The 18,161-nt window shown below is 64.9% G+C and carries 16 protein-coding genes; 4 read left to right on the forward strand and 12 right to left on the reverse strand.

The annotated features are described in order from the left end of the window. Positions 1 to 13: 13 nt before the first annotated feature. The gene (locus tag ABD050_RS19030; protein WP_343891075.1) at positions 14 to 955 is read left to right on the forward strand and encodes an ABC transporter ATP-binding protein; all 942 of its coding nucleotides are present in this window, start codon (positions 14 to 16) and stop codon (positions 953 to 955) included. After that, entirely contained in the window at positions 952 to 1,719 is a 768-nt protein-coding gene (locus ABD050_RS19035; protein ID WP_343891076.1) for an ABC transporter permease, read from the forward strand. The genes ABD050_RS19030 and ABD050_RS19035 overlap by 4 nt, the downstream gene beginning before the upstream one ends. 3 nt (positions 1,720 to 1,722) lie before the next feature. Here the strand turns inward: ABD050_RS19035 and ABD050_RS19040 are convergent, their stop codons facing one another. Continuing rightward, positions 1,723 to 3,594: a CocE/NonD family hydrolase gene (locus ABD050_RS19040; RefSeq protein ID WP_343891077.1), complete on the reverse strand. Its 1,872-nt coding sequence runs from the start codon at positions 3,592 to 3,594 to the stop codon at positions 1,723 to 1,725. A 209-nt stretch (positions 3,595 to 3,803) separates the two neighbouring features. Further along, a complete protein-coding gene (locus ABD050_RS19045) occupies positions 3,804 to 4,931 on the reverse strand; it encodes a zinc-binding dehydrogenase (protein WP_343891078.1) in 1,128 nt (375 codons plus the stop codon). Positions 4,932 to 5,078: 147 nt separating this feature from the next. On the opposite strand from ABD050_RS19045, the gene ABD050_RS19050 reads away from it, so the two are divergent. Continuing rightward, complete coding sequence (locus ABD050_RS19050; RefSeq protein WP_343891079.1) at positions 5,079 to 6,038, forward strand: hypothetical protein; 960 nt, start codon at positions 5,079 to 5,081, stop codon at positions 6,036 to 6,038. Between the two features lie 102 nt (positions 6,039 to 6,140). Here ABD050_RS19050 and ABD050_RS19055 read toward each other — a convergent pair whose 3' ends face one another. The 7 genes from ABD050_RS19055 to ABD050_RS19085 form a co-directional block, all read right to left on the reverse strand. Continuing rightward, positions 6,141 to 7,388, reverse strand: a complete 1,248-nt coding sequence (locus ABD050_RS19055) for a hypothetical protein (protein ID WP_343891080.1) — start codon at positions 7,386 to 7,388, stop codon at positions 6,141 to 6,143. A 45-nt stretch (positions 7,389 to 7,433) separates the two neighbouring features. Further along, positions 7,434 to 9,158 carry a hypothetical protein gene (locus ABD050_RS19060; protein ID WP_343891081.1) on the reverse strand — a complete coding sequence of 575 codons (1,725 nt, stop codon included), beginning with the start codon at positions 9,156 to 9,158 and terminating at the stop codon, positions 7,434 to 7,436. Positions 9,159 to 9,432: 274 nt separating this feature from the next. Continuing rightward, positions 9,433 to 10,803: a methyl-accepting chemotaxis protein gene (locus ABD050_RS19065; RefSeq protein WP_343891082.1), complete on the reverse strand. Its 1,371-nt coding sequence runs from the start codon at positions 10,801 to 10,803 to the stop codon at positions 9,433 to 9,435. 138 nt (positions 10,804 to 10,941) lie between these two features. Beyond that, positions 10,942 to 11,910, reverse strand: coding sequence for a class II fructose-bisphosphatase (glpX, locus tag ABD050_RS19070; protein ID WP_343891083.1), 969 nt, complete (start codon positions 11,908 to 11,910; stop codon positions 10,942 to 10,944). A 72-nt stretch (positions 11,911 to 11,982) separates the two neighbouring features. After that, a complete protein-coding gene (locus tag ABD050_RS19075; RefSeq protein ID WP_343891084.1) occupies positions 11,983 to 12,756 on the reverse strand; it encodes a glutaminyl-peptide cyclotransferase in 774 nt (257 codons plus the stop codon). Beyond that, positions 12,753 to 13,577: a 2,3,4,5-tetrahydropyridine-2,6-dicarboxylate N-succinyltransferase gene (gene dapD / locus ABD050_RS19080; protein ID WP_343891085.1), complete on the reverse strand. Its 825-nt coding sequence runs from the start codon at positions 13,575 to 13,577 to the stop codon at positions 12,753 to 12,755. Before dapD ends, ABD050_RS19075 begins: the two co-directional genes overlap by 4 nt. Beyond that, positions 13,574 to 14,239 (reverse strand): pyrimidine 5'-nucleotidase, encoded by a 666-nt coding sequence (locus ABD050_RS19085; RefSeq protein WP_343891086.1) that lies wholly within the window; start codon positions 14,237 to 14,239, stop codon positions 13,574 to 13,576. Before ABD050_RS19085 ends, dapD begins: the two co-directional genes overlap by 4 nt. Positions 14,240 to 14,393: 154 nt before the next feature. Between ABD050_RS19085 and ABD050_RS19090 the strand changes: the two genes are divergently transcribed. Beyond that, positions 14,394 to 15,392 (forward strand): LLM class flavin-dependent oxidoreductase, encoded by a 999-nt coding sequence (locus ABD050_RS19090; protein ID WP_343891087.1) that lies wholly within the window; start codon positions 14,394 to 14,396, stop codon positions 15,390 to 15,392. Positions 15,393 to 15,509: 117 nt separating this feature from the next. Here the strand turns inward: ABD050_RS19090 and ABD050_RS19095 are convergent, their stop codons facing one another. The 3 genes from ABD050_RS19095 to ABD050_RS19105 all read right to left on the reverse strand — a co-directional run bounded on the left by ABD050_RS19095 (position 15,510) and on the right by ABD050_RS19105 (position 18,071). After that, complete coding sequence (locus ABD050_RS19095) at positions 15,510 to 16,889, reverse strand: sensor histidine kinase (RefSeq protein WP_343891097.1); 1,380 nt, start codon at positions 16,887 to 16,889, stop codon at positions 15,510 to 15,512. Between the two features lie 173 nt (positions 16,890 to 17,062). After that, complete coding sequence (locus ABD050_RS19100; RefSeq protein ID WP_332720422.1) at positions 17,063 to 17,728, reverse strand: response regulator transcription factor; 666 nt, start codon at positions 17,726 to 17,728, stop codon at positions 17,063 to 17,065. Between the two features lie 37 nt (positions 17,729 to 17,765). Continuing rightward, positions 17,766 to 18,071, reverse strand: a complete 306-nt coding sequence (locus ABD050_RS19105; protein WP_343891088.1) for a hypothetical protein — start codon at positions 18,069 to 18,071, stop codon at positions 17,766 to 17,768. Positions 18,072 to 18,161 lie beyond the last annotated feature (90 nt).

Below are 18,161 nucleotides of genomic sequence, written 5' to 3' on the forward strand. Positions count from 1 at the left end.
AAAAAGGGGCTTCATGGCAACCATCCTTTCCGTCGCCGGCGTCTCCAAGACCTATGCTTCCGGCCAGCGCGCGCTCGAACCGATCGACCTCGATATCGAGAAGGGCGAGATTTTCGCGCTGCTCGGGCCGAATGGCGCGGGCAAGACCACGTTGATCAGCATCATCTGCGGGATCGTGACGCCTTCCACCGGCACGATCACGGTGATGGGTCATGACGCGCTGAAGGATTTCAAGGCAGCGCGGCGGCTGATCGGGCTGGTGCCCCAGGAATTGTCGGTCGACATGTTCGAGACAGTGATGGCGACGATCCGCTTCAGCCGCCGGCTGTTCGGCAAAGGGCGTGACGACGCCTATCTCGAACAGGTGCTGCGCGACCTGTCGCTGTGGGACAAGCGCAATACCAAGATCAGGGAGCTTTCGGGCGGCATGAAGCGCCGCGTGCTGATCGCCAAGGCGCTCAGCCACGAGCCCGACATTCTGTTTCTCGACGAGCCTACCGCAGGCGTCGACGTATCGCTGCGCCGCGACATGTGGAAGCTGATCCACCGGCTGCGCGACAAGGGCACGACGATCATCCTGACTACCCATTATATCGAGGAGGCCGAGGAGATGGCCGACCGGGTCGGGGTGATCGACAAGGGCAGGCTGATCCTGGTCGAAGAGAAGACCGAGCTGATGAAGCGGCTTGGCAAGCGCCAGATGCTGATCTCGCTGCAGGAGCCGATGACCGCGATTCCGCCTGAGCTCGCCGACTGGCATCTCGAGATCGAGGATGAGGGCGAGAGGCTACGGTATATCTTCGACGCCCGGGCCGAGCGCACCGGCATCCCCTCGCTGCTGCGCACGCTCGGCGACCTGCATATCGGCTTCAAGGACCTCGAGACCTCGAAAAGCTCGCTCGAGGACATTTTCGTCGACCTGGTCGACCATGACCGGGCGGAGGTCGCGGCATGAACATCAACACGCATGGTATCTGGGCGATCTACCGCTTCGAGATGGCGCGCGCGCTGCGCACCTTGTGGCAGAGCCTGGTTACGCCAGTCATCACCACCTCACTCTATTTCGTCGTGTTCGGCGGGGCGATCGGCTCCCGCATGAGCACGATCGACGGGGTCGGTTATGGCAGCTTCATCGTGCCGGGCCTGATCATGCTCTCGCTGCTGACCCAGAGCATCTCGAACGCGTCGGTGGGAATCTACTTCCCCAAATTCACCGGCACCGTCTTCGAGCTGCTCTCGGCACCGGTCACCGCAATGGAGATGGTGGTGGGCTTCGTCGGCGCAGCGGCGACCAAGTCGATCGTGCTTGGCCTCATCATCCTTGCGACCGCGGCCTTGTTCGTGCCGCTTCATATCGCCCATCCCTTCGCGATGCTGGCGTTCCTGCTGCTGACGAGCATTGCGTTCAGCATGTTCGGTTTCATCATCGGCATCTGGGCCAATGGCTTCGAGCAGCTGGCGTTCGTGCCGGCCCTGCTCATCACGCCGCTGACCTTTCTCGGCGGCGCGTTCTACGCGATCGACATGCTGCCCCAGCCCTGGCGGACGGTGACCCTGTTCAACCCGGTGGTGTACCTGGTCAGCGGGTTCCGCTGGAGCTTTTTCGACAAGGGCGATGTCAGCGTCGGGCTGAGCCTCGGGGTGACGATGCTGTTCCTGGTGGTGTGCCTGCTTGTGATCGGATGGGTCTTCAAGACCGGGTGGCGGCTGAAGAACTGACGGTCAGTGCACCACCGGCAGCAGGATCTTCGAACCCGAACACACCTTCTGGGTCGCCTTGACGAAATCACCCGGCTTCGCGCGCATGATGTTGGGCACGAAGCGCTGTGGGTTGCGGTCGATCACCGGGAACCAGCTTGATTGCACCTGGACCATGATGCGGTGATCCTTGAGGAAGACATGATCATGCTCGCGCAACGGCACGTCCCAGGCGGTGATCTTTTCGGGCACCAGGGGCTGCGGCGTGGTGTCGCTCGCGAGGAAGCGACCGCGGCGGACGTCCATTGCGATCGGCAGTTCATAGCCGTTGAGTGACTTCGCATAGTCGCCAGGCTGGAGCTGGGCGTGCGATTTCTCGAAATCGTCGGGATAGACGTCGATCAGCTTCACGACGAAATCGCTGTCGGTGCCGCTGGTCGCTGCCATCAGCCGGGCAGCGACAGTGCCGGTCACGGTGAGGTTGTCGGTCAGCGGTGCGCTGACATAGCTCAGCACATCGGGTCGGCCGCCGAGGAAGCGCTGGTCGGCAGCTTCCCACCAGCGCCAGTCGGGGCTGAGATAGGTGCCCGACATCGGCCGCTGGCGGAACGGCACCGGATTGGCCGGGTCGGAGACATAGTCGCGGCATCCCTCGCTCGCCGCCGGGGCAGTGAAGGAGAGCGTGCCGTTGGCATGGAGATAGAGGTCAGTCTTCTTCGCCTCGGCGGGCGGCCAGCTCTTGTAGCTGTGCCAGGTCCAGCTGCCGCTCTGGAAACTCTTCACCCCCGCGCCGGGCTTCTCGCCCTTGCCGTGGAGCCAGTAAGCGAAGAAGGGCGCCTCGACCTGTTCCTGGAATTGCTGGCCGCTCGCGACATTATAGGGGATCGGGCCAAGCGAGTCGGCCGGGGTGCGCCAGAAGCCATGCGCCCAGGGGCCGGCGACGATCGAGGCGAGGTGATCGGGATCGTTCTTCGCCTGCCTGAAATAGATCTGCCAGGAGCCCCAGGGATCCTCCTGGTCCCAATAGCCGGCCACGTTGAGGGTCGGCACCACTGTCTTGCCGAGCGAATCGCTCCAGCGCTGGCTTGTGTAAAAGCTGTCGTGATTGGGGTGATCGAGCAGCGATGTGAACATCGGCACCCGGCCCTTGAAATAGAGCTTGTCGATATTCTCGACCGGACCGGTTTTCAGGAACCAGTCATAGGTGTCGTAGGTATCGTAATGGAATTCCTTGTTGTCGTTCTTGTCGAGCTGGAGCGAGGAGACCCAGTCAGTCGCATAGCTCAGCCGGAGGGCCCCGTTGCGGTGAAGGTCGTCATTCTGCCAGTAGTCGATCCAGGCCGCCTGCGGGCTGACTGCCTTGAGCGCAGGGTGGGGATGGGCGAGCGCGACGGCGGCGGCGAAGCCGGGATAGGAGACGCCCCACATGCCGACCTTGCCGTTGTTGTTCGGCACGTTCTTCACCAGCCAATCGATCGAATCGTAAGCGTCGGTCGATTCGTCGATCGCGGTCGGATCGTTGGGATGGACTGCGGTTGAAAGGGTGAAGACGCCATCCGACTTGAAGCGCCCGCGCATGGACTGCGAAACGTAGATATAGCCGTCCTTGTCGAGCGCCGCCCAGTTCTTCGGGACTGATCTGGGCGCGGCCGTGTTGACGCCGTAGGGCGTGCGCGAGAACAGGATCGGCAGCGGGCCTGACTGGTTGCGGGGGCGCAGGATGACCGTCTGCAGCTTCGCGCCGTCGCGCATCGGCACCATCACTTCCTCGACGGTATAGGGAGATTCGGCTGCGGCTTCGACGGCAGGGGCTGCCTGGGGCCGGCCGGCAATGACTGGAGTGGCAATGCCAAGGACGAGCGCGGCGATCGCGCAGGCGGATTTCAGGCGATTCACGCGATTCTCCCCGGGGTGAATGTCGCGCATCCTGCAAGGGACACGGCGGAAGTCAATCAGTCCAGCCGAAGCAGCAAACGTTCTGGCGGCACCTCGATCACAGTCGAATCCGGGAGGATGCGCAACACCGTCCGTTGCATATCTTTCGCGCAGAGTGGCGATCGTCAGCGGGCAGGTTCAGCTGACGAGTCACCACAGAGCGACCTTCGCTACGCGCTCGGGTCGATCAGATATTTCTCGCCCGTCGTCTTGCGCTCATAAGCCTCGACAATTTCGGGGCGGAGCGCATCCGCGAGGCTGATCGTCGCGGTGTAGTGGCTGGCGAAGGTGGTTTTCAGCTCGTCGGCGACGCGCTGGCGGAGGCGGGCGATCACCTCCTCGCCGGCCTTCATCAGGAAAGGGGTCAGTAGCCAGCCGCAAAGCCCCCAGGAAAACCCGAAGGTTCGGTTGATGATGGTCGGGCCGGGATCGAGCATGCCGTAGATATAGACCTGTTTGTAGGTCGTCGAACCATAGCGGCTATACCCGGTGGCGTTGCGGTTCGCGGCGACCTCCATTGCATTGAGGATCTGGCCGGCGAGCTTGCCGCCGCCGATCGCGTCGAAGCCGATGGTGGCGCCGGTCTCCGCGATGGCATCGGCGAGGACAGCTTCGAAATCCGGTGCGCTGCTGTCGACGATGTGGGTCGCGCCGATGCCGCGCAGGATTGCCGCCTGCACGTCGTTGCGAACGATGTTCACGAGTGGAATGCTGTCAGCCAGGCAGATCTTGTTGAGCATCTGGCCGAGATTGGACGCGGCGGCGGTGTGGACGATCGCCTTGTGCCCTTCAGCGCGCATGGTCTCGACAAAGCCGAGCGCGGTCAGCGGGTTGACGAACATCGAGGCGCCGTCGGCGGCACTCGCTCCCTCGGGCAGGATGATCACGTCGCGCGCCGGCAGCTTGCGATATTGCGTGTACATCGCGCCGCCGATCATGCCGACCTTCTTGCCGAGGAGATGCCGGGCGTTCTCCCCTGCCTGGACGACGGTACCGGCGCCTTCATTGCCGACGGGCATCGGTTCGTCGAGCCGGGCGGTCATCGCCCGCATGCGCTGCGGCGGGATGGTCGCGGTGAGGGTCGGGCGATCAGCGGTGCCGCCGGCCTTCATCGTGGCAATGTCGGCCGGACCGAGCAGCAGGCCGAGATCGGACGGGTTGATCGGCGCAGCCTCGACCCGGACGATCACCTCGTCGGGACCGGGCGGGTCGAGCGTGACCTCGGCCAGAGTGAGCTGCAGTTCACCGCCGCTGGTGACCGTCGATCGGAGTTCAAGCCCCGTCAGTGCTTCGCTCATATCCGCTCTCCTGTAGTTGCCGATGCTCTGGGCTGGCAGGAGGGGCCGGGTCAACCGGCTTTTCGAGGGCTAGAGCCGTCTGCTTGCCGAGGTCGGTCCGACGACGATATCATATCGCAGCCGATTCGTTTCCGGGGGGACTACGCCATGGCCCGATTCTTCACGCACCGCGCCGCTATGCGCGCCCTCGCGATTGCCGCCCTCGCCACCGCGGGAGGCGCCGTCGCCGAAACCATCACCATTTCGGGGCGCTTTCCGGCGCAGAATCGCGAGGCGAGCTATCTCCGGCGACTGGCGATCGAGCGCTTCTCGGGCCGCGATGGGGAGCAGCTTGCGAATGCGATCGGCGGCGCGCTGCTCCAGGCCGAGAATGGCGGCGGCCGGCATTTCACCCTGCTCGGGGGCGGTGCGGGGCCCGCGCGCGCTGAGGGCGTGTTGAGCGGATCGGCGACATCGGACTGGGAGGAGCACCGGGTCAAGCTGATGCGCAATCGCTGCGTCGAGCGCGCCGCCCCCGAGTCCGGGGAGAGCGAGGGCAAATGCACCAAGAATGAGGATGTGCCGGTGCCGTGCACCGAGCGGACGACGAGCCTGACCGCTTCCTTGCGCATCGTTCGCGTGGCTGACGGCGCGATCGTCTATACCGCGACCAAGCCGCGCAGCGAGACGATCAGCTGGTGCCCCGGCGAGAGCCCGTCGCAAAGCGCAGAGGCGACGATCGCAGATATGATCAGCGGTATTGCGGGCGAGACGCGCAGCGAGATCGCGCCGCACGGCGAGACCTACAAGATCCGCTTCCGCGAGGACCGCGCAGGTCTCTCGAAAGAGCTGGGCGTGCGTTTCAGGGACACCGTGAAATTGTCGCAGCGCGATCTCCGCGCGGCCTGCACGGCATGGGAAGGGATCGATCAGGAGCAGCCGGGCCAGCTTTCGACGGTGTTCAACCTCGGCCTGTGCGCCGAGCAGCGTGGCGACTATCCGACAGCGCTCGCCCTGTATCGGCGCGCCGCGGCGATGAAGCGGGCGGGGGACATCGACACGGCGATCGGCCGCGCGCAGGCGCTGATCGCGGGGGCCGAGGACGAGGCGCGGTTTCGGCGGCGATAGAAGTCGAGAGACCGGCAACGCCCCAGCGCGGGACGGTGAAACGATGCTTCACGGCCTTCCCTATCTGCGCCGGGCCGAAAACGGCCGGAGCGACGACCGACCCTATTTCGCCGAGCAGAAGCGCGACTTCGTCTCGGGCGGCTTGGTCGTGTCGTCGATCGCGCAGAAGGGGATCGACCAGACGAAATCGGCCGGCAGCGCGATCCGGGTCAGGTCCTGCTCGCCGACCAGGCTCGGATAGGAAGGCGGGCCGCCCGCGACCCAGTACCAGCGCGAATCGATCGGGCCGATCGGGCCATTGCCGGCGTTGCTGGTCAGCGGCGTGTTGATCGTCAGCGGATCGAAGCCTGCGAAGCTTGTGGCATGGCCGGTCGCGTCGAAGGCAGCTCTGCCATGGCAGGACATGCACGATGCCTGGGCGACGAAGCCCTGCTCAGTGACTGAGTTGCCGACCCGGATCACCAGCCCCGATGGATCGGTGAAATCCGATTGCGACCCCTTGAGGCAATAATTGGTGAAGGCGGGGTCGATCTTCGCCTGCGAAAGCAGGGCGGTCAGCGCGGCGGTCTTCGCGCAATTCGGATAGTGAGTCTTGGATTCAACCGTCGAGAGTGGCGCGACATAGGGGATCTGGGCGCCGAAGCTGTCGCGGCAGCCGAGAATGTCACAGCGGCCGGGATTGTCCTTGTGCTCGAAGGTCGCCCAGGTCCAGTTCGGCACCAGCTTCGAGATGATGTGGAAGGCGACCAGGGCATATTGCTTCCCGCCCGCTGAATTGACGTGATAGATTTTGGCGGCATCGGCCGGCGTGCCGGTAAAGCCGTTGAACTCCTTCAACCGGCCTACCTCGACCCAGTTGGCCTTCACTTCCATCGAATCGATCGGGAAGGTGAGCGTCTTGCCGGCGGTGAAGGCGGCCTGCAGGCCTGACACCTTGAACAGCCTGTTCTGGACGATGAAGTCGAAATCGGGCCGGTTGTGGCGGGTTTCCTCGCTGACCAGATCAGTGCCGCCCGGCACGACCTCGACGATCGGGCCGACATGCGCGGCATGGGCGCGCTGCAGTACGAGGGACAAGGCACGCGGGGCCGCCTTGCCGGCCGAAGGCGTGGTCGGCCAGGCGGGAACCGGCTTGAACGTGTCGCCGTCATTTGCCCATGTCTCGAACAGCGCGTCGTTGGCGCCCGGGCGCGGGACCTTCTGGTTGACGGCCAGGAACAGCCGCCAGGCCTGCTGGTCGGGATCCGTCATCGCCGGATTGGGGACCTGTTGCGGGCCCTGGGCGATGCCGACGCCCAATCCAACGAAGATCGCCGTGATGGCGGCGAGGACGAGAAACAGATTTCGCATGATGAGCCCCCTCACTGATCGAACATGGAATGGACGAGGACTCGCCTATTCATTCCTCTTCGCGCGCAGTACCGCAGGCGGCGGGGTCGTCGGGGCGGCGCCGCCGGCGTAGCTCGCTTTTTGCGCCATCAGCCAGGAGAAGTCCCCGGTGAGCTGGCCCGACTGGGTGTTGGCTCCGGTCTTGGGATCGTAGCTGGTATAGATGCCCGCCGACGAATGGCAGCCGGTGCAGCTCTCGGTCATGAAGGCCGAGGTGTTGAGCCCTGGCTTGACCGGATGGCCGAGATTGTTGAGCCGTGCATTCCATATCGGCGGCTCGGCCTTGTCGGTGCCGCAGCCCGTGTAGGAACTGGGCGTCTCCTCGCCGTTGCACGCCGGCTGGTTGCCCTTCTGGAAATAGGTTTCCATGGTGATGTTGGTGAGCATCACCGGGGTGACGCGGCCGCCGGCCTTGTTGGTGACCGCATCGGGCAGGCCGCCGTCCCAAGGCGACGGTGGTGCGCTCGGGTCAGTCGGCCACTGGGTGTCGATCAGCTCATAATATTGCCAGACGCTGCCCATCCGGTGGAGCGAGGCCTGGACCTGGGCATTGAGCGCCTTCTTGTCGCCCGGAATCGGGATGGCGCGCCAGGCCTGGGTGGGGATGCGCGGATAGACCCCGGCATTGTTCTTCACCGGCAGCGTGTTCACCGCACAGATCGGGCAGCCGACATCAGTGAAATTGGGCTTCAGATTGGGATGGGCGACCGGATCGACATCGAGATTGTCGACCTGTTCGAAAGTCGACCAGATCCATTGCGGCGAGGTCGAGCTCTTGTGGGCGATATGCATGCCGACCAGGCCGACCGTCACATGGCGTTCGAGCTGCTTGCCGTCAGGGCCCTGATCGATGACGACCGCCTGGGTAGTGTAAAAGCGGCTGAAATCATCCTTGCCCTGCTTCAGGATGCGCCAGGCGAATTTCAGCTCGGTCGAGCCGCTCCAGTCGATCTTGGGCGTGCCGAACGGCATGTCGACCTTGCCGCCGCCCTGGCTGAAGGCGACCTGGCCGTTGATATTGTAGAGATTGTTCGCGCAGAGATAGTTCACCTCTTCGGGATTGATCATGATCTCGTAATAGACGAACTCGCCATTCTGATCGATCAGCGGGCCGCTGAAGGCCTGCTTGATGTCGCTGAGATTGGAGGCGTTGAGCTCGCCCACCGCCGAGATCACGCCGAGGAAACGCGTCGTGCGCGGATCGGCATTGGCGGTAGACGCGAGCGAGAAGGGCTGAAGGCCGCGGCTGACCGGCTTGCTGAGATCGCGGCGCAAGACGAGATTGTTCGCCGCCGCCTGGAGCCCGCAGGCGGCCGGCCGCGCCCCGTCCGGCTGGAAGATCGCGCTTGAATTATGCCAGAGAGTCCAGCGCGGCGCGCCGAAGGCTGTGCTGGTGAGCGAGGGCGCCGGCTTGCCCTGATTGTTGGTCGGCCAGTTCAGCGCGAAGAACATCTGCCAGGAATAGAGGTCGAACTCGCGCTGCACCTCGGGGAATTTCTGCAGTTTCTCGAGCCGGGTCTTGAGCGCGATATCGACGTCGCCGGGGAATTGCGGCGTCAGGATCGGCGAGAAATTCGGGAAGGCGGCGAGATAGGAGGGCGGGGGTGCCGGCCGCGGCTTCGTCGCCGCGGCGGTCAGCAGGCCGATCCCGGCAACCGCTGAAATGCCCGCGGCAATCCCCCGCCGGCCGATCCGGCGCCCCGTGATGGATCCGGTGATGGTTGATGTCATCGTCGCCCCTTTCGAATTCACTGAATCCGGCGACGGGTACGCTGTCGCCCGCATGCGCCAAGGCAAGCACAAGGCTTTGGCACGAGGGCGAAACAATCATCCCACGGTACGTTCCACGCAACGGGAGACGTAGTCGATCTGGTTGGAATTGGTGGGATGTGGGGCAGCCGGGAGGTCAGCCTGAAGTTGTTAACGACGATATTCTTTCGGCACGCTCACTCCCGTTTCCCCGGCGAAGGCCGGGAAGGAGAGACACGGGACACCAGCCCTCAGCTCAGGCGGCGACCCTCGCCGCGAAGTCGCCGGCGCTTGTCTTGAGGTTGCCGAGCCGCCCGTCGAGCACGTCAAAGCCGCGGCCGACGCTGTCGATCTGCGCGGCGACGGTTTCGGTATCCTCATGGATCATGGTGATGTTGGTCGACATGACGTCGGCGGCGAGCGCTGTCTCATCGACCGCGGCGGTGATCGCGGTGACGGTCTGAGCCTGCGACTCCATGGCGAGACGGATCCGATTGGCGCTTTCCTGCACCTCGGAAACCGTCGCGCGGATGCCGGCATTGGTTTCGACCGCGCCCTTGGTGGCCGACTGGATCGCGGCGATCTTGCCGGCGATGTCGTCGGTGGCGCGCGCGGTCTGGCTGGCGAGGCTCTTCACTTCCTGTGCGACGACCGCGAACCCGCGGCCGGCATCGCCGGCGCGCGCGGCCTCGATCGTTGCGTTGAGCGCGAGCAGGTTGGTCTGGCCGGCGATGTCGCGAATCAGGCCGAGGATGCTTTCGATCGAATTGGCATGGCCGCTCAGCGCCTCGGACATGCCGACCGCGGCGCCTGCCTGGATCGAGGCGCGGGTTGCGATCTCGGCTGCCGCCTCGACCTCGCCCCGGGCATCCTCGATGGCGCGGATCAGGCCGGCGGCGGTGCGGGCCGCCTCGCGCATCGCGACGGCTGATTGTTCGGCTGCCGCCGCGACCTCGGTTGCCTTGCCGAGCATGCCGCGTGCCGAGGCCGAGCTGCGCATGGTCTGCTCGCGCAACGCCGCGCCTTCCTGGGTGGCTGATTCGACTGTCATCGCGAAGCCGTCGCGGAACGTGTCGGCAAGCTGGTCGCGCTGCTTTTGCGCATCGAAGCCGATATAGCTGCTGTAGAGCGAGGCATAGACGTCGCATTCAAGCGACCGCAGCCGCGAGAACACCTCGCTGATCTGCTGCCGCTCCTCCTTGCTGCAATCATAGCCGTTCGACAGGATTTCAAGGGTCTTGCTCGCGCCGGCGCAGGTCATCGACAGGATCGCGGTCAGCGACACATTGGCCGCGAAGGCAGCGGCGACGGTGCGCTCGGCCGATCGCACCCACTCGCGCTGATCGGGATGCTGGTAGCGATTGCGCAGATAGGCGATGCCGAGTTCGATGGCGCGCTCATGATCATGGGCGACGAAGCGATCGCGATTGCCGAAGAAGCGGTGCCACTGATTCCAGTGCGTCTCGGAAATCGAGCGGGCCTCGGGCTCGATGATCGTCCACATTTTCTTCGAAAGCGCGAGGTCCTCGGCGGTGAAGCCGAACAGCGCCACGCGCTCAGCGATGTTCAGCGAGTCGCTGATGCTGCCAGGCTCAGGGAGCTGCTTAGATGTCGTCTGGTCGCTCAAGTGGATGAACCTTCCCGCCGGATGTAGCAAATCGTCGGAAGGCAAGATCTAAACAGGGCTGGTTAAGAAGGCGTTAGAGCGCAGTGGCTTGTTCGCACGTGCGGAAAAAATTGTTCGCAGATGCGAGAGGCGCACCCATCAGCCGATGCGGTGCTCACCCCTGACCCAGCGCACCGTGCCGGAGCTGGCACGCATCACGACGCTTTCGGTCGTCATCACGCGTGCCTTGCGCTTGACGCCGGCGAGCAGCGAGCCGTCCGTCACGCCGGTCGCGGCGAAGATGCAGTCGCCACGGGCGAGCTCGGTCAGGTCATATTGCTTGTCGAGATCGGTCACGCCCCATTTGTGCGCGCGGGCGCGCTCGTCGTCGTTGCGGAACAGGAGGCGACCCTTGAACTGCCCGCCGACGCAGCGCAACGCAGCGGCTGCCAGCACGCCCTCGGGAGCGCCGCCGGCGCCCATATAGATGTCGATCGTCGTGTCCGGGTTGGTCGTCGCGATCACGCCGGCGACATCGCCGTCGCCGATCAGCATGATGCCACAGCCGAGGCTGCGCAACTCGGCGATCAGCTTTTCGTGGCGCGGCCGATCGAGTACGCAGGCGATGATTTCGGCCGGGCTGACCCCCTTGGCGGCGGCGATGGCGATGACATTCTCGGTCGGTGACTTGTCGAGATCGATGATGCCTTCGGGATAGCCCGGGCCGACCGCGATCTTGTCCATATAGACGTCGGGCGCGTTGAGCAGGCCGCCCTGTTCGGCGATCGCCAGCACCGCGAGCGAATTGGGGCCGGCGGTGGCGCAGATCGTGGTGCCTTCGAGCGGATCGAGCGCGATATCGATCTTCGGGCCCTTGCCGATCGCCGAGCCGACCTTCTCGCCGATATAGAGCATCGGGGCCTCGTCGCGCTCGCCTTCGCCGATCACGACGGTACCGTCCATATAGAGCTCGTTGAGCGCGGCGCGCATCGCCTCCACCGCGGCATGATCGGCCGCCTTTTCGTCGCCGCGGCCGACCAGCTTCGAGGCGGCGATCGCGGCGGCTTCGGTGACGCGCACCATTTCGAGCACGAGGACTCGGTCGAGGACCTTGCTGGCGGTTGTCATTGGTGCGGGATTCCCTGAAGATGTTGGGCGCGGGATAGGAGCGGGGTGTGACGTTGTCGAGACGTCAGCCGGCTAATGCCGCCTCGGCGGTTTGATGACGAACATCACCGGCCAGTCCTTGCCGGTGACGAACAGGCGCCGGCCGGCGGCATCCCAGGCGATTCCGTTGGGCACTGCGTCGGGATCACTAGCATGGATGGTGGCGGCGAGCGCCGACACATCGATCCAGCCGATGACATGCCCGGTCGCGGGGTCGATCCGGACGATATCGTTGGTCCGCCAGACATTGGCGAGAATCTCGCCATCGACATATTCGAGCTCGTTGAGCTGGTCGACCGGCACGCCGTCCGCAGTGACGTCAAGACGGCGGCGTTCGATCAGCGTCACCGGATCGAGGAAACGCAAGCTCGCGGTGCCGTCCGACATGATGATGAACTTGCCATCGGTGGTGAGCGCCCAGCCTTCGCCGGGATAATGGAAGACGCCGCGCTTGCGCATCGTATCGATCGACCAGCGAAAGCCGATCTGCTGCTGCCAGGTGAGGCTGAACAGCTCCTTGCCGAAAGCGACGATTCCCTCGCCGAAATAGGGCGGCGGGATGGTGACGCTCCGGACGACCTTACCGGTCTCGACGTTGACCTTGCGTATCGTCGAATGGCCGACCTCGCCGGTGCTCTCGTAGAAATAGCCGTCGCGGTAGAACAGACCCTCGGTGAAAGCGTGCGGATCATGCGGCAAGGTTCGGACGATTTCGGCCGGATCGTTCGGTACTGGTCGAGACTCGGGGGCGGGCGGTGCCGGGGCGGCCGCCAGCAACAGGAACAGGCAGGCGAGCTTGCGGATCAATCCCTGAGCAGTTCGTTGATGCTTGTCTTCGAGCGGGTCTGGGCGTCGACCCGCTTGACGATCACGGCACAGTAAAGCGCCGGCTTGCCGTCTCCCCCGCCCATGCTGCCGGGAACGACCACTGCGTAAGGCGGGACTTCGCCGCGGAAGATCTCGCCCGTGGCGCGATCGACGATCTTGGTCGAGGCGCCGAGATAGACTCCCATCGACAGCACTGCGCCCTCGCCCACGCGGACGCCTTCAGCCACTTCCGAGCGGGCACCGATGAACGCGCCGTCGCCGATGATGACGGGATCGGCCTGGAGCGGTTCGAGCACCCCGCCGATGCCGGCCCCGCCCGAGATATGGACGTTACGGCCGATCTGCGCGCAGCTGCCGACCGTCGCCCAGGTATCGACCATGGTGCCTTCGCCGACCCAGGCGCCGATATTGACGAAGCTCGGCATCAGCACGGCGCCCTTGCCGATGAAGGCGCCGCGGCGCGCGACAGCGCCGGGGACGACGCGGAAGCCGCCAGAGCGAAACTCGGCCTCGCCCCAGCCGGCGAATTTCGAAGGGACCTTGTCGAAGGCGGGCGCGCCCGCCGCGCCGCCATCGACCAGCGCATTGTCGTTGAGGCGGAAGGAGAGCAGCACTGCTTTCTTCAGCCACTGGTTCACCCGCCAGCCGCCGGCGCCGTCAGGCTCCGCGACACGTGCTGCGCCTGAATCGAGCAGGGTGAGCGCCCCATCGACTGCATCGCGCACCGCGCCCGTGGTGTTCGCGCTGATGGTGTCGCGCGCGTCCCATGCCGCCTCGATGATGCCCTGCAGGTCGCTCATGCCGTCTCCATTATCTCTTCCAGCCAGTGCCGGATATCGTGGGTCGTGAAATCGATATAGCTGTGATCGGTATCGCCCGCCTGTTCGGAGCCATTGTCCACCCAGACCGTCGTCATGCCGATCGCCTTCGCCGGTTTCAGGTTGCGCGCCATATCCTCGACGAACAGGCTTTCCGCCGGGTCGATGCCGAACGCGGCGCACAGCCCGGCATAGGCGGATTGCTGCGGCTTCGGCTTCAGGTCCATGGCATGGATGTCGTGCACCGCTTCGAAGCTGGCGCCGAGGCCGAGCCGGTCGAGCACACGCCCGGCATAGGGCCTATCGGCATTGGTGAAGACGATCTTCCTGCCGGGAAGCTTCGCGATCGCGGCGGCAAGCGGGAGATTCTCCTCGAGCACGTCCATCTCGATATCATGGACGAAATCGAGGAATTCGTGCGGATCGACATGATGCTCGGCCATCAGCCCGGCAAGCGTGGTGCCGTGGCCGTGAAAATATCCCTTCTGGATTCGGCGCGCCTCGACAAGGTCACAGCCGAAGCGATCGGCAATATAGGCCGTCATCTTCGCGTCAATCAGGTCGAACAGCCGGGCGCTCGCCGGATACAGCGTATTGTCGAGGTCGAAAATCCAGTTGCGGATGGGGAGGAGGCGCGCGAGCATGGCCGCGCGGCTCTAGGCGTGCAGGGCGCTGCGGGCAAGGCAGGGACCATCGCCTTTGTCCCGGATGTTTGCCATGGATGTCGGCGGCGTGGTTCGCTGGTCGGTGGATTTCCGACGGCTGGCGGAACGGGGCGAGGCTCCCCATCTCCCGCACATGACAGACTATTCCCTTCTCGATCTCGTGCCCGTCGTCCAGGGCGGCAGCGTGGCGCAATCGCTCGCCAACGCAGCGGATCTGGCGCGCCATGCCGAACGCCTCGGCTTCACCCGCTATTGGGTTGCCGAGCATCACGGCATGTCCGGAATCGCCAGCGCGGCGACTGCGGTCGTCATCGCGCACGTTGCAGCGGCAACGGAGAGCATCCGGGTGGGCGCGGGCGGGATCATGCTGCCCAACCACGCACCTTTGGTGATCGCCGAGCAGTTCGGCACGCTCGATGCGCTGTTTCCTGGCCGGATCGACCTCGGGCTCGGCCGTGCGCCGGGTTCGGACCAAATCGTCGCGCGCGCGCTCAGACGCACGCTGGAAAGTGACCCGAACGCCTTTCCGCAGGACGTGCTCGAGCTGCAAAGCTATTTCGCCGACGACGGCAAGACCGGCATTCGCGCGACCCCGGGTGCGGGGGCCAAGCCCGAGCTGTGGATCCTGGGCTCGAGTCTGTTCGGCGCGCAGCTCGCGGCGGCGCTTGGGCTTCCTTATGCCTTTGCCTCGCATTTCGCGCCCGATGCGCTCGATCAGGCGATCGGGATCTACCGGCGTGACTTCAGGCCTTCGCCGGCGCTGGGAAAGCCGCATGTGATGGCCGGGTTCAACGTCTTCGCCGCTGATACCGATGCTGAGGCCGAACTGCTCGCGAGCTCGCAGCAACAGGCGTTCGTGGCATTGCGCACCGGCAACCCGCGCCAATTGCCGCCGCCGGTGCCCGGCTATCGCGAGACCCTCGGTCCGCAGGGCGCGCGGATTCTCGATCATGTGCTCGAGTGCTCGGCGGTCGGCAGCGCTGCGACGGTTGCGCGCGGCCTTGCGGCGTTCGTCAAGCGGACCGGCGTCGACGAGGTGATGGTGGCGAGTGCGATCTATGATCATGCCGCCCGCAAACGGAGCCTCGAGATCACCGCTGAGGTAATGCGGGAGATGAAGAAGGCGGTCTGAGCTCAACCGTCATGCCGGACTTGTTCCGGCATCCACCGGGCCGCAGGAGTTTCGGGCGTTGCGCGTGCGGGACAGTGGACCCCAGAACAAGTCCGGGGTGACGGTCCTGGCCGCAAGTCAATTCGCTGCCGGTAGCCTCAGTCGTACCAGCAACCCGCCCAAATCCTCGCTTTCCTCGAGGCTGACCGTGCCCTCGTAAATCTCGGCCACGTCACGCACGATCGCCAGTCCCAAACCCGTTCCCGGTTTGCCCGTGTCGAGCCGCGCACCCCGGTCGAAGATACGCTGGCGTTCCTCCTCGGGGATCCCGACGCCGTCATCCTCGATCAGGAATTCGACGAAACCGGCCTGGGCGCTAACCGTCACGAACACGCTCCCACCGCCATATTTCGCTGCGTTCTCAATCAGGTTGCCGAGCATTTCATCGAGATCCTGGCGCTCGACATGAACCTGCAACGTCTTCGGCCCGGCGATGTCGATGCGGACATGGCGGTAGAGCCGCCCCACCGCGCGCTCGACCGATTCGAGGCTCGGCCACACATCGGCCCGGCTGTGCGCGGAGCCGCGGCGGCCCACGGCACGGGCGCGGGCGAGATGATGATCGACCTGGCGACGCATCGTCCGCGCCTCGCGGATCACCGTCTCGCCGAGATCGTCGGCCTGGGCAGTGGCTGCATTCATGATCACCGTCAGCGGCGTCTTGAGCGCATGGGCGAGGTTGCCGGCGTGGCGGCGTGCCTCCTCGGCTTGTTTCTCGTTATGCTCGATCAGCGCGTTGAGTTCCTCGACCAAAGGCGCGACCTCGTTCGGCATGGCGCGCTCGACCTGGCGCGACTTGCCCGCGCGCATGCGGGCGATCTCCTCGCGCACGCGGCGGAGCGGCCACAGGCCGTAGAAGGTCTGCAGGCCCGCCATGACGATCAACCCGACGGCGAGCAGGACGAAGCTTCGGACCAGGGTTCGCCTGAGCGTGCTGATCTGCGCATCGAGGCCGTCGCGGCTCTGGGCCACCTGGAAGCGCCAGCGGACGGGCGATCCGGGCAGTTTCACATCGCGTTCGAGGATGCGCAATTTCTCGTCGGGGAATTGCACGCTGTCATAAGCGTGGACGATGAGATCGTTGTGATTGCTGACAAAGGCGAGCCGCCGGTCCCAGAGCGAGCGCGAGGCGAAGGGGTCGCGGCCCTTGCCGCTGACCTGCCAATAGAGCCCCGAATAGGGCTCGAGGAAACGCTGGTCGGCCGGCTCGCGATTGAACACGACCTCGCCGTCCGGGCCGATCTCGGACGAGACGATCAGCGCGGTCAGCACATATTCGAGCTGGTCGTCGAAATTGCGGGTGACGGCCGCGGTCAGCACCCGGTCGAGCGCGAAGCCGCCGCCGGTGAGGAGCAGGAGAATCCAGCCCGCCGCGATGAAGATCATCCGGCGGCTGAGCGATCCGGTGGTGCGCACCCGGACATAGGGGTTGGGCGGACGGATGTCGGTGGCGGGCATTGTCGCGGCGGGTGCCGCTGGCGGGACGACGTCCGGCCGGTTTTCGACTGCGGATGCTTCCGGACCGTCAGCCATTTTCCGTCTTTCCCGCGAAAGCGGGGGTCCCTCTCCGGCCACTCATGATGGGTCCTCGCTTTCGCGGGGATGACAGCAAAAGGGCTACAGGCGTGTCGTCACGCATCCGGATCCTCGAGGCTGTAGCCCAGCCCCCGGATGGTGGTGATCACATCCTGCCCAAGCTTCTTGCGGATGCGCGTGACGAACACCTCGATCGTGTTCGAATCGCGATCGAAATCCTGGTCGTAAATATGCTCGATCAGCTCGGTCCGGCTGACCACCTTGCCCTTGTGATGGAGCAGATAGCTGAGCAATTTGTACTCCTGCGCGGTCAGCTTGACCGGCTCGCCGGCGAGCGTGACCTTGCCCGAGCGGGTGTCGAGACGGACATCGCCCGCCATCAGTTCGGATGACGCGTTGCCCGAGGCGCGACGGATCAGCGCGCGCAGCCGGGCGATCAGCTCCTCGCTCTGGAACGGCTTGGCGACATAATCGTCGGCACCGGCATCGAGGCCGGCGACCTTGTCGGACCAGCTGTCCCGCGCGGTCAGCACAAGCACCGGGGCGGTGCGGCCTTCCTTGCGCCAGCGATCGAGCACAGTCAGTCCATCGATCTCGGGCAGCCCCAGATCGAGCACGATCGCGTCGTAATTCTCGGTCGAGCCGAGGAAATGGCCTTCCTCGCCGTCGGTTGCGAGGTCGATGGCATAGCCAGCACCCTCCAGGGTGTTCTTGAGCTGCTGGCCCAGGCTGGGCTCGTCCTCGACGATTAGAACGCGCATTGATTATCCCCTTGGCCAGCGCCGCCGATTGGGCGCATCAATTGCCGGTACGGCCGAGCGTGCGGCCGGAACGGCCGTCCACCTCAACCCAGATGACATTTCCATTGCGCAGGAATTTGAGCGTGTAAATGGCACTCTCCGAATCGAAGTCGACGCCGATATATTGCGCGCCGCGCATCGACGGAAGCACGCGCGCCTCGATATCACGCAGCGGCAGGATGCGGCCGTTGCGCATTTCGTCGAACGCGCGCTGCTGGTCGCGCTTCTGGTCGGGCTCCGCCGTGGCGGGTACCGGGCCGAGCGCGGCGAGTGCGGATAACGCGAGGGTAACGAGCATCTTCATCGGCTTCGCATAGGGAGCGCGGCTTGAACAGCCTGTGAATGCGCCCTTCAGGCGTCGGTCACGTTCCGGGGCAACTTGCCCGCGCGCCGC

It is taken from the genome of Sphingomonas oligophenolica (genome assembly GCF_039522915.1).
GTDB lineage: Bacteria > Pseudomonadota > Alphaproteobacteria > Sphingomonadales > Sphingomonadaceae > Sphingomonas > Sphingomonas oligophenolica.

What these genes read in the sequence shown, in the direction of transcription:
- ABD050_RS19100 (WP_332720422.1), bottom strand. Translation starts at nt 17,728, where the DNA reads ATGCGCGTTCTAATCGTCGAGGACGAGCCCAGCCTGGGCCAGCAGCTC.
- ABD050_RS19060 (WP_343891081.1), bottom strand. Translation starts at nt 9,158, where the DNA reads ATGACATCAACCATCACCGGATCCATCACGGGGCGCCGGATCGGCCGG.
- dapD (WP_343891085.1), bottom strand. Translation starts at nt 13,577, where the DNA reads ATGAGCGACCTGCAGGGCATCATCGAGGCGGCATGGGACGCGCGCGAC.
- ABD050_RS19090 (WP_343891087.1), top strand. Translation starts at nt 14,394, where the DNA reads ATGACAGACTATTCCCTTCTCGATCTCGTGCCCGTCGTCCAGGGCGGC.
- ABD050_RS19055 (WP_343891080.1), bottom strand. Translation starts at nt 7,388, where the DNA reads ATGCGAAATCTGTTTCTCGTCCTCGCCGCCATCACGGCGATCTTCGTT.
- ABD050_RS19050 (WP_343891079.1), top strand. Translation starts at nt 5,079, where the DNA reads ATGGCCCGATTCTTCACGCACCGCGCCGCTATGCGCGCCCTCGCGATT.
- ABD050_RS19035 (WP_343891076.1), top strand. Translation starts at nt 952, where the DNA reads ATGAACATCAACACGCATGGTATCTGGGCGATCTACCGCTTCGAGATG.
- glpX (WP_343891083.1), bottom strand. Translation starts at nt 11,910, where the DNA reads ATGACAACCGCCAGCAAGGTCCTCGACCGAGTCCTCGTGCTCGAAATG.
- ABD050_RS19085 (WP_343891086.1), bottom strand. Translation starts at nt 14,239, where the DNA reads ATGCTCGCGCGCCTCCTCCCCATCCGCAACTGGATTTTCGACCTCGAC.
- ABD050_RS19105 (WP_343891088.1), bottom strand. Translation starts at nt 18,071, where the DNA reads ATGAAGATGCTCGTTACCCTCGCGTTATCCGCACTCGCCGCGCTCGGC.
- ABD050_RS19030 (WP_343891075.1), top strand. Translation starts at nt 14, where the DNA reads ATGGCAACCATCCTTTCCGTCGCCGGCGTCTCCAAGACCTATGCTTCC.
- ABD050_RS19095 (WP_343891097.1), bottom strand. Translation starts at nt 16,889, where the DNA reads ATGCCCGCCACCGACATCCGTCCGCCCAACCCCTATGTCCGGGTGCGC.
- ABD050_RS19045 (WP_343891078.1), bottom strand. Translation starts at nt 4,931, where the DNA reads ATGAGCGAAGCACTGACGGGGCTTGAACTCCGATCGACGGTCACCAGC.